Source organism: Pseudomonas sp. Kh14 (genome assembly GCF_900291005.1).
GTDB lineage: Bacteria > Pseudomonadota > Gammaproteobacteria > Pseudomonadales > Pseudomonadaceae > Aquipseudomonas > Aquipseudomonas alloputida.
Genome location: NZ_OLKJ01000009.1, coordinates 18,327 through 32,498, shown reverse-complemented (window position 1 = coordinate 32,498; position 14,172 = coordinate 18,327). Strand labels below are relative to the sequence as shown.

Here is a 14,172-nt window from a genome sequence, read left to right as displayed (position 1 = left end):
CCACGCATTCCGTAAACCTTATGAGATATTCCCATGACTCATCGCATCGTGATTGTCGGCGGCGGCGCCGGCGGCCTGGAACTGGCGACCCGCCTGGGTAAAAGCCTGGGCAAGCGCAAGCAGGCCGAAATCACCCTGGTCGACACCAACCTCACGCACATCTGGAAGCCGCTGCTGCACGAAGTGGCCGCCGGCTCGCTGAACTCCTCGGAAGACGAACTGAACTACGTGGCTCAGGCGAAGTGGAACCACTTCAATTTCCAGCTGGGGCGCATGAGCGGCCTGGACCGTGAAGGCAAACAGATTCAACTGGCTGCCACCCTCGACGAAGAGGGCCGCGAGCTGCTGCCTGCGCGCACCCTGGGCTACGACACCCTGGTGATCGCCGTGGGCTCCAACACCAACGACTTCGGCACCCTGGGCGCAGCGCAGCACTGCCTGTTCCTGGATACCCGCAAGCAGGCCGAGCGTTTCCACCAGCAACTGCTCAACCACTACCTGCGTGCCCACGCCGGCGACGTGGCCAGCGAGAAAATCAGCGTAGCCATTGTCGGCGCCGGTGCCACCGGTGTAGAGCTGGCGGCCGAGCTGCACCACGCTGCCCACGAGCTGGCGGCCTATGGCCTGGACCGCATCCAGCCCAAGGACATGCACATCACCCTTATCGAGGCGGGCCCGCGCGTTCTGCCGGCGCTGCCGGAGCGCATCAGCGTACCGGTTCACAAAACCCTGGAAAAACTCGGTGTGAAGGTGATGACCAACGCCGCAGTCAGTGAAGTGACCGAGGACGGCCTGAAAACCAAGGACGGTGAAGTGATCCAGGCCAGCCTGAAAGTGTGGGCAGCCGGTATCCGCGCGCCAGGTTTCCTCAAGGACATCGATGGCCTGGAAACCAACCGCATCAACCAGCTGGTCGTGCGCCCTACCCTGCAAACCACCCGCGACGACAACATCTTCGCCTTCGGTGACTGCGCCGCCTGCCCGCAACCTGGCAGCGACCGTAACGTGCCGCCGCGCGCACAGGCGGCGCACCAGCAGGCATCGATGCTGGCGCAAAGCCTGAAGGCGCGCCTGGAGAACAAGGCCCTGCCGACTTACGAGTACAAGGACTATGGCTCGCTGGTGTCGCTGTCGCGCTTCTCGGCGGTGGGCAACCTGATGGGTAACCTGATGGGCAGCGTGAAGCTGGAAGGCTGGCTGGCGCGGATGTTCTACGTGTCGCTGTACCGCATGCACCAGATGGCGCTGTACGGGTTCTTCCGCACGGCGTTGATGATGCTGGGCAGCAAGATTGGCCGGGGCACCGAGCCGCGCCTGAAGTTGCACTAACAGGCGCCCCCATGCCCTGCATGGCGCGGGTTTACCTGTGAATGCGATGGTGGCTGCACTGCCGCATTCGCGGGTGAACCCGCTCCTACAAAGGGGCGGTGTGGCAAAGGGATACAGATCGGATTTGCACCGATAGCGCATTTTTCGGGGCAAAAGAAAAAGGGCATCTCATGCGAGATGCCCTTTGTTCATGGTGGGTCGTGTAGGATTCGAACCTACGACCAATTGGTTAAAAGCCAACTGCTCTACCAACTGAGCTAACGACCCAAAAATGGTCGGGGTGAGGGGATTCGAACTCCTGACATCCTGCTCCCAAAGCAGGCGCGCTACCGGACTGCGCTACACCCCGAGTGTTTCAAAAAAAAGGGCATCTCTTTGGAGATGCCCTTTTCTACATGGTGGGTCGTGTAGGATTCGAACCTACGACCAATTGGTTAAAAGCCAACTGCTCTACCAACTGAGCTAACGACCCGGAAAATGGTCGGGGTGAGGGGATTCGAACTCCTGACATCCTGCTCCCAAAGCAGGCGCGCTACCGGACTGCGCTACACCCCGAGATTGGCTCCGCGACCTGGACTCGAACCAGGGACCCAATGATTAACAGTCATTTGCTCTACCGACTGAGCTATCGCGGAACTGAACTTCGGTACAACTCCGAAGACTGTGTTCGCTTCGGACTCTTTAGCTTCTTCGCTTTCGCGTTGTCGCTGCTGAGGCCGGCTATTCTACATTCTTCGTTTTGCTTGTCAACCACTTTTTTTCATTCAACTTACTGATTTGTAAGTTGTTTTGCGATCGCCGATGTTGCTGGTGATTCGCTTAGTGCCTGACAACGCGGCGTATATTAGGGGCACTCTAAATTTGATGCAAGCAAAAATTTCAAAAATTTCAGACGGTTACCCCGGATTGGCGCAAAGGCCCGAAATAGCTGGGCTGTGCCGGCATTGGCAACAGGCAAAAAAAGCCCCGCAAACGCGGGGCTCATGGTGCAACACAATCAGCCAAAGACGATTTCGTCGCCTTCCACCTTGGCGGTGATCGCCGAACCCGGCAAGAACTTGCCTGCCAGAATCAGCTGCGCCAGCGGGTTCTCGATCCAGCGCTGGATCGCACGCTTCAGCGGCCGCGCACCGTACACCGGGTCGTAACCCACGGCAATCAGCTTGTCCAACGCCTCTGGGCTCAGGCTCAGCGACAGTTCGCGCTCCAGCAGGCGGCTGCGCAGGCGGCCCAGCTGGATTTCGGTAATACCGGCAATCTGCTCGCGGCCCAAAGGCTCGAACACCACCACTTCGTCGATGCGGTTGATGAACTCCGGACGGAAGTGCGCCCCCACCGCATCCATCACTGCAGCACGCTGTGCCTCGCGGTCACCCACCAGTTCCTGAATCTGCGCGGAACCCAGGTTGGAGGTCATCACGATCACGGTGTTGCGGAAGTCCACGGTGCGCCCATGGCTGTCGGTCAGGCGGCCGTCTTCCAGCACCTGCAACAGCACGTTGAACACATCCGGGTGGGCTTTTTCCACCTCGTCCAGCAGCACCACCGAGTAAGGCTTGCGGCGCACGGCCTCGGTCAGGTAACCGCCCTCTTCATACCCTACATAGCCTGGTGGTGCACCGATCAGGCGCGCTACGGAATGCTTCTCCATGAATTCGGACATGTCGATGCGCACCATCGCCTCTTCGGTGTCGAACAGGAACTCGGCCAGCGCCTTGCACAGTTCGGTCTTGCCCACACCGGTCGGGCCGAGGAACAGGAACGAACCACTTGGCCGGTTCGGGTCGGACAGCCCGGCACGTGAGCGGCGTACGGCGTTGGCTACGGCGGTTACCGCCTCGCTCTGGCCAATCACGCGCTGGTGCAGCAGCTCTTCCATCTTCAGCAGCTTCTCACGCTCGCCTTCGAGCATCTTGGCCACAGGAATGCCGGTCCACTTCGACACCACTTCGGCAATTTCTTCCTCGGTGACCTTGTTGCGCAGCAACTGGTTGTCGGTCTTGCCGTGCTGGTCGACCATCTGCAGGCTGCGCTCCAGGTCCGGGATCACCCCGTACTGCAGTTCGGCCATGCGGTTCAGGTCGCCTTTGCGACGGGCGGCTTCCAGCTCCTGGCGAGACTGCTCGATCTTTTGCTGGATCTGCGCCGAGCCCTGCACTTCAGCTTTCTCCGAAGCCCAGATTTCTTCCAGGTCGGAATACTCACGCTCCAGCCGCTCGATTTCCTCGGTCAGCTTCTCCAGGCGCTTTTTCGCCGCTTCGTCTTCTTCTTTCTTCAGCGCCTGCGACTCCACCTTCAGCTGGATCAGGCGGCGATCAAGGCGGTCGAGCACTTCCGGCTTGGAGTCAATCTCCATGCGGATGCGGCTGGCCGCTTCGTCGATCAGGTCAATGGCCTTGTCCGGCAGCTGGCGGTCGGTGATATAGCGGTGGCTGAGCTTGGCCGCTGCGATGATTGCACCGTCGGTGATGGCCACCTTGTGGTGCACTTCATAGCGCTCTTTCAGGCCACGCAGGATGGCGATGGTGTCTTCCTCGCTCGGCTCCTCGACCAGCACCTTCTGGAAGCGGCGCTCCAGGGCGGCGTCCTTTTCGATGAACTGGCGGTACTCGTTCAGCGTGGTGGCACCTACGCAATGCAGCTCGCCGCGGGCCAGGGCCGGCTTGAGCATGTTGCCGGCGTCCATGGCGCCCTCGCCTTTGCCGGCGCCAACCATGGTGTGCAGTTCGTCGATGAACAGGATGATCTGGCCTTCCTGCTTGGACAGTTCGTTCAGCAGGCTTTTCAAGCGCTCTTCGAACTCACCGCGGTACTTGGCACCGGCAATCAGCGCGCCCATGTCCAGCGCCAGCAGGCGCTTGCCTTTGAGGCCGTCGGGCACTTCACCATTGATGATGCGCTGGGCCAGGCCTTCGGCAATGGCGGTTTTACCCACGCCAGGCTCACCGATCAGCACCGGGTTGTTCTTGGTACGGCGTTGCAGCACCTGCACGGTACGGCGGATTTCATCGTCACGGCCAATGACCGGGTCCAGCTTGCCCTCTTCGGCACGCTTGGTCAGGTCGACGGTGTATTTGTCCAGCGCCTGGCGCGATTCCTCGGCGTTGGCGTCATTCACTGCCGCGCCGCCACGCAGGTTGTTGATGGCATTTTCCAGCGCTTTCTTGCTCACGCCCTGGCTCAGCAGCAGCTTGCCGAGCTTGCTGTTTTCGTCCATGGCGGCCAACAGCACCAGCTCGCTGGAAATGAACTGGTCGCCCTTCTGCTGTGCCAGGCGGTCTGCCTGGTTAAGCAGGCGTGCCAAGTCCTGCGACATGTTCACGTCGCCGGTAGGGTTCTGTATTTTCGGCAGTTGGTCGAGCTCTTTCACCAGCCCCTGGCGCAGGCCATTGATGTCAAAGCCTACCTGCATCAGCAGCGGTTTGATGGAGCCGCCCTGCTGTTCGAGCAGCGCCTGTAACAGGTGCACGGGCTCGATGGCAGGGTGGTCCATGCCAACGGCCAAAGACTGGGCATCGGATATTGCAAGTTGCAGCTTGCTGGTTAAACGGTCTATTCGCATGGTGTACCTTCCTTTAAAGGGCAGGTCGGAGCGATGGACAGCGCCTGTTTATAAAGAAACCTGCCTGAGATGACTTTATAGATAAGGCTGATTCTGGAAGATTCAAGCGTAGCGGGGTTGACCAAAGTCAACCTGTTGGATTAATGGGGGCCATTCGCGGGCATGCCCGCCCCCACAGTTACACCACCGGTTTCAACGTTTGCGGAATCTCTGTGGGAGCGGGCGTGCCCGCGAAGAGGCCGGTACAGGCTAGCGCGGGTCCAGCCAGACCAACGATGCAAAACGCCCGCCCTGCGGGGTACGGCGATAGGAGAAGAACCGCGCATCACTGACCGTGCACAAGCCACCGCCATAAACAGCAGTCACGCCACGGGCAGCCAGGCGAATACGCGCCAGCTCATAGATATCCGCCAACAGCTTGCCTGGCCGTTCGCCGTCGACGAATGCCCGAGCTGCTTGCGGGTGCACGGCGGTAAAGGCATCACGCACTTCCAGCCCCACTTCGAACGCTTGCGGGCCGATGGCAGGCCCCAACCACACCAGCACCTCTTCTGGCGGCAGCGCCAGCCGGTCCAGCGTGGCTTCCAGCACGCCACCCGCCAGCCCACGCCAGCCAGCATGCGCCGCCGCCACGCGGGTGCCGGCACGGTCGCAGAACAGCGCAGGCAGGCAATCGGCGGTCATCACGGTGCAGGCAATGCCAGGCTGGCGGGTCCAGCTGGCATCGGCCTCGGCCACCACGGCCGGGTCGGCATCCGCCACCACCCGCCCATGCACCTGCTTGAGCCAGGCCGGTTGGATGGCGAACTGTTCACTCAGGCGGCGGCGGTTCTCGGCGACCGCGGCAGGGTCATCCCCAACATGGTCGCCGAGGTTGAAGGTTTCATAGGGCGGCAGGCTGACGCCACCCTGACGGGTGGTGACACAGGCGCGGACCGAAGCCGGGGCCGGCCAGTCGGGGAACAGCAACGCCTGCGTCAGCTCACTCATCCGATGAAGCTCTCGCGGTCCTGGTTCAGCAGCGACAGCAACCAGACGAAGTCATCCGGCAGTGGCGATTCCCACTTCATGACTTCACCGGTAATCGGGTGGGCCAAGGCGAGGAAACGCGCATGCAGCGCCTGGCGCGGGAAGGTCTTGACCGCCTCGACCATGGTCGGGCTGGCAGCGGGCGGAATGCGGAAGCGCCCGCCGTACGTCTGGTCGCCAACCAGTGGGAAACCCACGTGGGCCATGTGCACGCGAATCTGGTGGGTACGGCCGGTTTCCAGCTTGACCCGCACGTGGGTGTGCGAGCGGAAGCGCTTGAGTACGCGGTAGTGGCTGACCGCCGGCTTGCCGCCGTCGGTTACAGCCATGCGCTGGCGCATGCCGCCATGACGGCCGATGGGCGCGTCGATCTTGCCACCGGCAGTCACCACGCCAATCACGATGCACTCGTAGATGCGGCTGACCTTGCGAGCCTGCATCTGCTCGACCAGCTTGGTCTGCGCCTGCAGGGTCTTGGCCACCACCATCAGGCCGGTGGTGTCCTTGTCCAGGCGGTGCACGATACCGGCGCGCGGCACGTTGACGATGTCTGGCACATGGTGCAGCAGCGCGTTGAGCAGGGTGCCGCTGGCATGCCCGGCCGCCGGGTGCACAACCAGCCCGGCAGGCTTGTTGATCACCAGGATGTGGTCGTCTTCGTAGACGATATCCAGTTCGATATCTTCTGCGATCCACTCGCCCTGGGCCTCTTGTTCGGCCTCCAGGGCAAGCAGAGAGCCACCATGAACAAGGTCTCGAGGGCGCACGACTGCACCATCGACCGTCAGGCGGCCCTCTTTGATCCACGAAGTTAGCCGCGAACGCGAGTACTCGGCGAACAATTGGGCGGCGACCTGGTCGAGGCGTTGGCCGCCCAGTTCGGACGGTACCTCTGCGCTAAGTTGAATGATCTCGGACATGCTCGATTCGGCGGGCGCACAGCCTTTGGTTTCGGCTGCGAGCTTGTGGTTAAATACGGCTTCTTTTGTCCCGGGGTTGGCCGGGGCGCTCATCATAACAGGACGGCACCGCCCAAGACAGCGGCCGTCAAAGGGACGCAAGCCGCCATGCGAGTGAAACACCTGCTGCTGATCGCCATCCTCGGGCTTACCGCGGCCTGTTCCTCTAATAAAGAGGTCATTGACGAGAACCTCAGCGAGGCCGAACTGTACCAGCAGGCCCAGGCTGATCTGGACAACTCCAGCTACACCAGCGCCGTGAACAAGCTCAAGGCCCTGGAGTCGCGCTACCCGTTCGGCCGCTATGCCGATCAGGCGCAGCTCGAGCTGATCTACGCCAACTACAAAAATTCCGAGCCCGAGGCCGCCAAGTCGGCCGCCGAGCGCTTCATCCGCCTGCACCCGCAGCACCCGAACGTCGATTACGCCTACTACCTCAAGGGCCTGACCTCGTTCGACCAGGACCGTGGCCTGCTGGCGCGTTTCCTGCCGCTGGACATGACCAAACGTGACCCGGGCGCCGCCCGCGACTCGTACAACGAGTTCGCCCAGCTGACCAGCCGCTTCCCCAACAGCCGCTACGCGCCAGACGCCAAGCAGCGCATGATCTACCTGCGCAACCTGCTGGCTTCGTACGAAATCCACGTGGCCGACTACTACCTGAGCCGCCAGGCTTATGTAGCAGCTGCCAACCGTGGCCGCTACGTGGTCGAAAACTTCCAGGAAACCCCGTCCGTCGGTGACGGCCTGGCCGTGATGGTCGAGTCGTACCAGAAGCTGCACCTGGACGAACTGGCCGCCACGAGCCTGGAAACCCTCAAGCTCAACTATCCGGACCACCCGAGCCTGGTCGATGGCGAGTTCCAGCCCAAGCAGACCGAGTCTGACGGCCGCGGCTGGCTGTCCAAGGCCACCTTGGGCCTGATCGAAACCGATACCCCGCTACCGCCAGGCGAAACCCGCGCCAACCAGGACGTGGTCAAGCAGTTCCAGGACGCGCGCGACGAGATGCCGCGAGAGCTGCTGCCTAAAGACGAGAACGGCGACCCGATCGTGCCGGAAGGCCCGAAAGAAGCCGAGAAAGACCGTTCCTGGTTCAGCTACATGACCTTTGGTCTGTTCGACTGACCTTCAGTGGTGAATGAAAGGGAGGCCTTGGGCCTCCCTTTTTTATTGGCCGCGTCCTAGACTGTCGGCTTCTTCAATCGACAAGCTGGACATCATGGTTCGCCTACTTTTCTGGATCGCCCTGATCGCCGCCGCGTTCTGGCTGTGGCGCAAGTACAAAGTCAGCCAGCAGTCGCACCCCGAGGCGAAGCTGGATGCGCCGCTGAAGATGGTGCGCTGTGCCCATTGTGGCGTGCACCTGCCCAACGACCGTGCGCTGCAGCAGGGCAATGAGTGGTATTGCAGCCAGGCCCACCTGCAGCAGGGCCCTGGCCACCAAGACTGAACACGATGTCTGTTCAATCCTGAAACCAATTCGAAATCTGTGGGAGCGGGCTTGCCCGCGAAGCAGGCACCACGGTGTATGGCACCGGCTTCGCCGGTGTTCGCGGGCACGCCCGCTCCCACAGTTTTTATCTGCAATTTCGTGTTCCACATATCCCTCCCCGACCCTTTCACACCATTTACGACCCCTCCCCCCCGCCAGCATTGACCCGTCCGGCCAAAATTCGCTAAATCCTATTTATCCGCATAAATATGAAAAATAGCGAAATGCTCAAACCCAAACGCAAGCGCCAGAAGCTGTCCGATGTGATCGTCGAATCAGTCAAGCGCTCGATCGTCACCGAAGCGCTGCACCCCGGCGACCGCCTGCCCACCGAGCGTGAGCTGATGGAGCATTTCGAATGTTCCAAGGGCACCGCCCGCGAAGCGCTCAAGGCACTGGAGGTAGAGGGCCTGGTCAGCACCCGCACCGGCCCGACCGGGGGTGCCTACCTGAACGAAGTGGGCACCGAGCCAGCCAGCCGCGCACTGCGCAACTACCTGCACTTTCAGCACCTGGACGGTGAACAGGTGTACCAGCTGCGCAAAGTCATTGAGGTAGAACTGGCGGTGTCGGTGATGGGCAAGCTGAGCGAAGCCGATTACGCCGCGCTGCAGGCCAACATCGACTTCTGCAGCGCGCCGGAAGACAGCGAGGAAGGCCAGCGTGAGCAGCGCTTGGCGGAACTTGAATTCCACACCTTGCTGGCCAACCGCTGCCCCAACCCGTTGCTGCGTTTCATGGCGGTGTTCCTCAACGACCTGCTGCGCGACCTGGTGGTGCTGAAAAAGGCCTACCTGCCCAAGCGCCAGCAGTTCGCCGCCGCCAACATCGGCTACCACAAGCAACTGCTGACCGCCTTGCGCGCCAGCGACGAACCCGCCGTACGCCGGCTGATGCACGAACACATGTGCGACGCCGAGCACCACATGACCGCGCTGGAAGGCGAGGTTGCCCGCAACTTCCTGCTGGAGTTCGATCACCACCACTGATGCGCCTGTAAAGAGGCCTGCACACAGGCCCGGCCGTACCCGCTTTGTCATTGCCACTCCTGCCTAATAACCACAAACAAGGAGTTACTCATGCAAAGACGTACCCTGCTCAAGGCAGGCCTTGCCCTGGGTGCCTTAGGTAGCCTCCCCTTGGGGGCACACCGGGCATTCGCCGACCAACCGCTGACCTTCTATGGGCTCAAGTCCATGTCGGGCGCCTTCGCCAGCTACGGCAAGTACGCCGACATGGGCTCGCGCCTGGCCATCGCCGAGCACCCGCAGTTGCTCGGCCACCCGCTCAAGTACAAAGTTATCGACACCGAAGGCAACGCCGGCAAGGCGGTGCGCAAGGTGCAGGAAGCCATCGGCCAGGATGGCGCACGCTTCTTCCAGGGGTGCACCCTGTCGTCTTCGGCACTGGCGGTGTCCAAGGAGATCCACAAAGCCGGCGGCGTGTTCATGACGCCTGTGGGCGCCGATGAAATCACCGGCAAGGACTGCAATGCCTCAACCTTCCGCTGGTCGGTGCCCACCTATGGTGCCATCCGCGAAACCCTGGTGCCGATGAGCCGCCAGCTGCCCCAGGCCAAGCGCTGGTACACCATCACCCCGCAATACGTATTCGGCGATGCCCTGCTGGACAACGCCCGCAAAGTGTTCGCCGAGCTCGGCGTGGAACACATCGGCAACAGCTACCACTCGCTGCAGGAGCAGGAATTTTCCGGCTACCTGACCAACGCCATCGCCGCCAAGCCCGACGTGCTGGTGCTGCTCAACTTCGGTAGCCAGGCCTCCAACGCCCTGCGCCAGGCGGTCAACTTCGGCATCAAGGACCGCATGAAAGTGCTGATGGTGTGGTCTGCCGGCCTCGACCAGTTCCAGGAACTGGGCAGCGACGTGCTCGAGGGCGTGTACCTGGGTGCGCAGTACTGGCACCAGGTCGACACCCCGCTGAACAAACAGTTGGTCGCCGCCACCCGCAAGGCCTATGGCATCAACCCCAACTACCCGCTGGCCGCCGACTACATCGGCACCAAGGTGATGCTCGAAGCCATCGTCAAGGCCGGCAGCCTGGACGGGGCCGCCGTGTCTGCGGCATTGCAGGGCATGCGCTTCCAGGGCCCGACCGGCGAAGAACTGATCCGCCCGGGTGACCACCAGGTGCTCAAGGACTACTACCTGCTGCGCGGCAAGCCCCAGGGGCAGATGCGCGACGAGGACGACCTGGCCGAAGTCATCAGTTCGGGCCGCTCGTTCGTCGAGGTCAATCACACCGGTTGCGCCCTGGCCTGAAGCTGCGGCGTTAGTCACAAACACTTGTACAGGCAGCCGCCCGGCGCGCTGTCGAGGGCACGCTCATGCTCGATTTGTACCTGTTCCAACTGCTCAACGGCCTGGGCCTGGGGATGATCTACTTCCTCATCGCCGTGGGCCTGACGATCATTTTCGGCCTGCTCAACTTCGTCAACTTCGCCCACGGCGCGTTTTTCTTGCTGGGCGCCTACCTGTGCTACACCGCCGTGGCCGTCACCGGCAACTTCTGGCTGGCGCTGCTGATTGCGCCACTGGTGGTGGCCGCGCTGGCCTGGGCGGTCGAGCGCCTGTTGATCAAACGCATCTACCACCTGCCGCACACCTTCCAGATCCTCGTCACCCTCGGCATCGCGCTGATCATCCAGGAAGCGTCGGTGCTGATCTGGGGCCCGGTGGGCAAGAACATTGCCGTGCCACCCGAACTGCGCGGGGTGCTGATACTCGGCGACTTCATCTACCCCTACTACCGCTTGTTCCTGATCGGCTTCGCAGCGCTGATCGGTATTGGCCTGTGGCTGCTGCTGGAACGCACCCGTTTCGGCGCACTGGTGCGGGCCGGTAGCGAAAGCACCGAAACCGTGTCGCTGTTGGGCACCAACATTTTCCGCCTGTTCTCCCTGACATTCGCCCTGGGCGTGGGCCTGGCCGGTGTGGCGGGTGTGCTGTTCGCGCCGCTACGGGGCGCCCAGCCCTTCGTCGGCCCGGAAATCCTCGGCATTGCCTTCGTGGTGGTGGTGATTGGCGGCATGGGGTCGTTCGGCGGGGCGCTGGTTGGCGGCCTGCTGGTGGGTGTGGTGCAAAGCATGATGACCAGTCTCTGGCCGCAAGGTGCCAGCCTGATGATCTATGGCGCCATGGCAGCAGTGATTCTGGTCCGTCCCTACGGCCTGTTCGGGAGAGCCTGAGATGAGCGAGAAAAACCCATTGCCAGTCGCCAAGGGCCGCGCCCCGGCGCTGCTGTCGCTGGTAGTTGCCAGCCTGGTGGCGCTGCCGCTGTTGTTGCCCTCTGCCACCCTGGCCACCGAGATCCTGATCTTTGCCATGGCCGCACTGGCCTGCAACCTGCTGCTCGGCTACACCGGACTGCTGTCGTTCGGCCAGGGCATCTTCTTTGGCGTGGGCGCCTATGGCGCAGCGCTGCTGATGATCCACCTGCAGTGGGGCATGTTCGCCGCACTGCTTGGCGCAGCTGTGTTCGGCGCCCTTCTCGCGCTGCTGGTGGGCGCACTGGCGATCCGTCGCACGGGCATCTACTTCGTCATGCTGACCCTGGCCTTCAGCCAGATGGCCTACTTCCTGGCCTATACCCTCAGCGACTGGACCGGCGGTGACAACGGCCTGCTCGATGTGCCACGGCCGAATATCGAAATCGCCGGCCATGTGCTGGTCGACCTGGCCGATCCGCGGCACTTCTATGTGTTCGTCGCGGTGCTGTTCCTGTTGATCTTCGCCGCAGCCCTGCGGGTGATCCGTTCGCCGTTCGGCAGCACCCTGCTGGCTATCCGTGAGAACGAGACCCGCGCCGCTGCCATCGGCTACGACACCCGCCATTTCAAGATTCTGGTGTTCATGCTGTCGGGCGCCATCACCGGCATCGCCGGGGCGCTGTACGCCATGCTGCTGCACTTTGCGCCGCTGTCGAACATCGACCTGATGATGAGCGAGAACATCCTGATCATGACCATCGTCGGTGGCACCGGCTCACTGTTCGGCTCGCTGCTGGGGGCCGGCGCCATCGTGCTGCTGGGTGACGTGCTGTCGGAGCTTTGGCCACGCTGGCTGATGCTGCTGGGGGTGATCCTGATTCTGGTGGTGGTGTTCATGCGTGGCGGCCTGTGGGGCGGCCTTACCGAACTGGGCAAGCGCCTGCTGGCCACCCGCAATGCCGATGACAAACCCCAGGCCAAGACCAAGGAGACCCTGTGATGAGCGACTACCTCCTGGAAACCCGCCAGCTGGAGCTGGCTTACGGGCCGTTCAAGGCGGTCGCGGGCGTTGACCTCAAAGTGCGAGCCGGCACCATCCACACCATTATCGGCCCCAACGGCGCTGGCAAGACCAGCCTGTTCCACTGCCTGACCGGCGAACGTCAGGCCACTGCCGGCAAGATCCTGTTCAATGGCCAGGACATCATTCGCAAGCCGTCCCACGGGCGGGTGGCACTTGGCATGGCGCGTTCGTTTCAGCTCACCAGCCTGTTCCAGAACCTTTCCGTGCGCGAGAACCTGCGCCTGGCCGCCCAGGGCCGTGATGGCCTGGGCGCGCTGAACTTCTGGCGCAGTGTCGAGCACAAGCGCAGCCACTGGAACACCGCCGACCAGGTGCTGGAGCGCCTGAAACTGAGCGCCCGTGCCGACACCCTGGCGGGCGAGCTGTCGCACGGCCAGCAAAGAGTGCTGGAAGTGGGCATGTCGATCTGCGCCAAGCCCACCCTGCTGATGCTCGACGAACCCACTTCGGGCATGGGCATCGACGACATCCCGGTGATGACCGACCTGATCAGCGACCTTGGGCGCGACCATACCGTGCTACTGATTGAACACAACATGAGCATTGTCATGTCGATCAGCCAGCGCATCACGGTGATGAGTCACGGCCAGATCCTGGTCGAGGGTACCCCTGAACAGGTGCGCAACGACGAGCGCGTACGCACCGCCTACCTTGGAGAGGCCGCCTGATGCTCAACGTCGATTCGATCCATTCCTACTACGACAAGAGCCATGTGCTCGAAGGTGTCTCGCTCAAGGTTGAGGCTGGCGAACTGGTAACGCTGCTGGGGCGCAACGGTGCAGGCAAGACCACCACCTTGCGCAGCATCCTTGGCATCGTCCGCCCACGACAGGGGCAGATCAGCTTCAACGGCCAGCAGTTGGTCGGACGCGAAATTTTCGATATCGCCCGGCTCGGCATTGCTCTGGTGCCGGAACACCGCGGCATTTTCCGCCAGCTCAGCGTGGAGGAGAACCTGAAGATTGCCGTGCGCAAGGCCAGCCGCTGGCAGCTGGAGGACGTGTACAGCATGTTCCCGCGCCTGAAGGAGCGTCGCCGCAACGGTGGCTTTGCCCTGTCCGGTGGTGAGCAACAGATGCTCGCTATCGCCCGCGCCCTGCTCAACGGCCCCAAGCTGCTGATCCTCGACGAGCCCACCGAGGGCCTGGCCCCGGTGATTGTCGATGAACTGGTGAAGATCCTGCGACGGATCAAGGACGAAGGGCTGTCGATCCTGCTGGTAGAGCAGAACCTGATGGTCTGCGATGCCCTTGCTGATCGCCACTATGTGCTGGAGCAGGGCCGCGTCGCTTACCAGGGCAGTGCGGCGCAGTTCCGCGAGGACCCGAGCATCAAGAACCGTTACCTGGCCCTTAGCGCCTGACCCGACAGTGCTTACCTGTACCGGCCCTTTCGCGGGCAAACCCGCGCCTACAAAGGTGTCACCACCCCCAGCCCTGCGAGGCCTTTGTAGGAGCGGGTTCACCCGCGAATAGGCCGGTACAA

General features: G+C 62.3%; 12 protein-coding genes and 5 tRNA genes. 9 read left to right on the top strand and 8 right to left on the bottom strand.

What is annotated here, in order from left to right; translation table 11 throughout:
- Window positions 1–33 precede the first annotated feature (33 nt).
- Window positions 34–1,329 carry an NAD(P)/FAD-dependent oxidoreductase gene (locus tag FQ668_RS02560; protein ID WP_003247549.1) on the top strand — a complete coding sequence of 432 codons (1,296 nt, stop codon included), beginning with the start codon at window positions 34–36 and terminating at the stop codon, window positions 1,327–1,329.
- A 191-nt stretch (window positions 1,330–1,520) separates the two neighbouring features.
- Here FQ668_RS02560 and FQ668_RS02555 read toward each other — a convergent pair.
- The 8 genes from FQ668_RS02555 to rluD all read right to left on the bottom strand — a co-directional run bounded on the left by FQ668_RS02555 (window position 1,521) and on the right by rluD (window position 6,840).
- Window positions 1,521–1,596: transfer RNA gene (locus FQ668_RS02555), tRNA-Lys, on the bottom strand.
- Window positions 1,597–1,601: 5 nt separating this feature from the next.
- Window positions 1,602–1,678: transfer RNA gene (locus FQ668_RS02550), tRNA-Pro, on the bottom strand.
- 47 nt (window positions 1,679–1,725) lie between these two features.
- Window positions 1,726–1,801 (bottom strand) — tRNA-Lys (locus FQ668_RS02545).
- A gap of 6 nt (window positions 1,802–1,807) precedes the next feature.
- Window positions 1,808–1,884, bottom strand: a tRNA-Pro gene (locus tag FQ668_RS02540).
- Window positions 1,885–1,888: 4 nt separating this feature from the next.
- A tRNA-Asn gene (locus FQ668_RS02535) sits at window positions 1,889–1,964 on the bottom strand.
- Window positions 1,965–2,326: 362 nt separating this feature from the next.
- Window positions 2,327–4,891 (bottom strand): ATP-dependent chaperone ClpB, encoded by a 2,565-nt coding sequence (gene clpB, locus FQ668_RS02530; RefSeq protein WP_019437916.1) that lies wholly within the window; start codon window positions 4,889–4,891, stop codon window positions 2,327–2,329.
- Window positions 4,892–5,140: 249 nt separating this feature from the next.
- On the bottom strand, window positions 5,141–5,881 hold the full coding sequence (gene pgeF, locus FQ668_RS02520) for a peptidoglycan editing factor PgeF (RefSeq protein WP_014589596.1): 741 nt from the start codon (window positions 5,879–5,881) through the stop codon (window positions 5,141–5,143).
- The gene (gene rluD / locus FQ668_RS02515; RefSeq protein ID WP_003247554.1) at window positions 5,878–6,840 is read right to left on the bottom strand and encodes a 23S rRNA pseudouridine(1911/1915/1917) synthase RluD; all 963 of its coding nucleotides are present in this window, start codon (window positions 6,838–6,840) and stop codon (window positions 5,878–5,880) included. Before rluD ends, pgeF begins: the two co-directional genes overlap by 4 nt.
- Window positions 6,841–6,987: 147 nt before the next feature.
- On the opposite strand from rluD, the gene FQ668_RS02510 reads away from it, so the two are divergent.
- The 8 genes from FQ668_RS02510 (at window position 6,988) to FQ668_RS02475 (ending at window position 14,050) form a co-directional block, all read left to right on the top strand.
- Window positions 6,988–8,007 (top strand): outer membrane protein assembly factor BamD, encoded by a 1,020-nt coding sequence (locus FQ668_RS02510; protein ID WP_004577276.1) that lies wholly within the window; start codon window positions 6,988–6,990, stop codon window positions 8,005–8,007.
- Between the two features lie 94 nt (window positions 8,008–8,101).
- Window positions 8,102–8,332 (top strand): PP0621 family protein, encoded by a 231-nt coding sequence (locus FQ668_RS02505; RefSeq protein WP_019437915.1) that lies wholly within the window; start codon window positions 8,102–8,104, stop codon window positions 8,330–8,332.
- 266 nt (window positions 8,333–8,598) lie between these two features.
- Window positions 8,599–9,363, top strand: coding sequence for a FadR/GntR family transcriptional regulator (locus FQ668_RS02500; RefSeq protein WP_019437914.1), 765 nt, complete (start codon window positions 8,599–8,601; stop codon window positions 9,361–9,363).
- Between the two features lie 90 nt (window positions 9,364–9,453).
- The gene (locus FQ668_RS02495) at window positions 9,454–10,656 is read left to right on the top strand and encodes an ABC transporter substrate-binding protein (RefSeq protein WP_019437913.1); all 1,203 of its coding nucleotides are present in this window, start codon (window positions 9,454–9,456) and stop codon (window positions 10,654–10,656) included.
- Between the two features lie 65 nt (window positions 10,657–10,721).
- Window positions 10,722–11,582 carry a branched-chain amino acid ABC transporter permease gene (locus FQ668_RS02490; RefSeq protein ID WP_003247565.1) on the top strand — a complete coding sequence of 287 codons (861 nt, stop codon included), beginning with the start codon at window positions 10,722–10,724 and terminating at the stop codon, window positions 11,580–11,582.
- A gap of 1 nt (window position 11,583) precedes the next feature.
- Window positions 11,584–12,603, top strand: a complete 1,020-nt coding sequence (locus FQ668_RS02485; RefSeq protein WP_014589591.1) for a branched-chain amino acid ABC transporter permease — start codon at window positions 11,584–11,586, stop codon at window positions 12,601–12,603.
- A complete protein-coding gene (locus FQ668_RS02480) occupies window positions 12,603–13,355 on the top strand; it encodes an ABC transporter ATP-binding protein (RefSeq protein WP_014589590.1) in 753 nt (250 codons plus the stop codon). Before FQ668_RS02485 ends, FQ668_RS02480 begins: the two co-directional genes overlap by 1 nt.
- Window positions 13,355–14,050 carry an ABC transporter ATP-binding protein gene (locus FQ668_RS02475; RefSeq protein ID WP_012051120.1) on the top strand — a complete coding sequence of 232 codons (696 nt, stop codon included), beginning with the start codon at window positions 13,355–13,357 and terminating at the stop codon, window positions 14,048–14,050. Before FQ668_RS02480 ends, FQ668_RS02475 begins: the two co-directional genes overlap by 1 nt.
- Window positions 14,051–14,172: the final 122 nt, after the last annotated feature.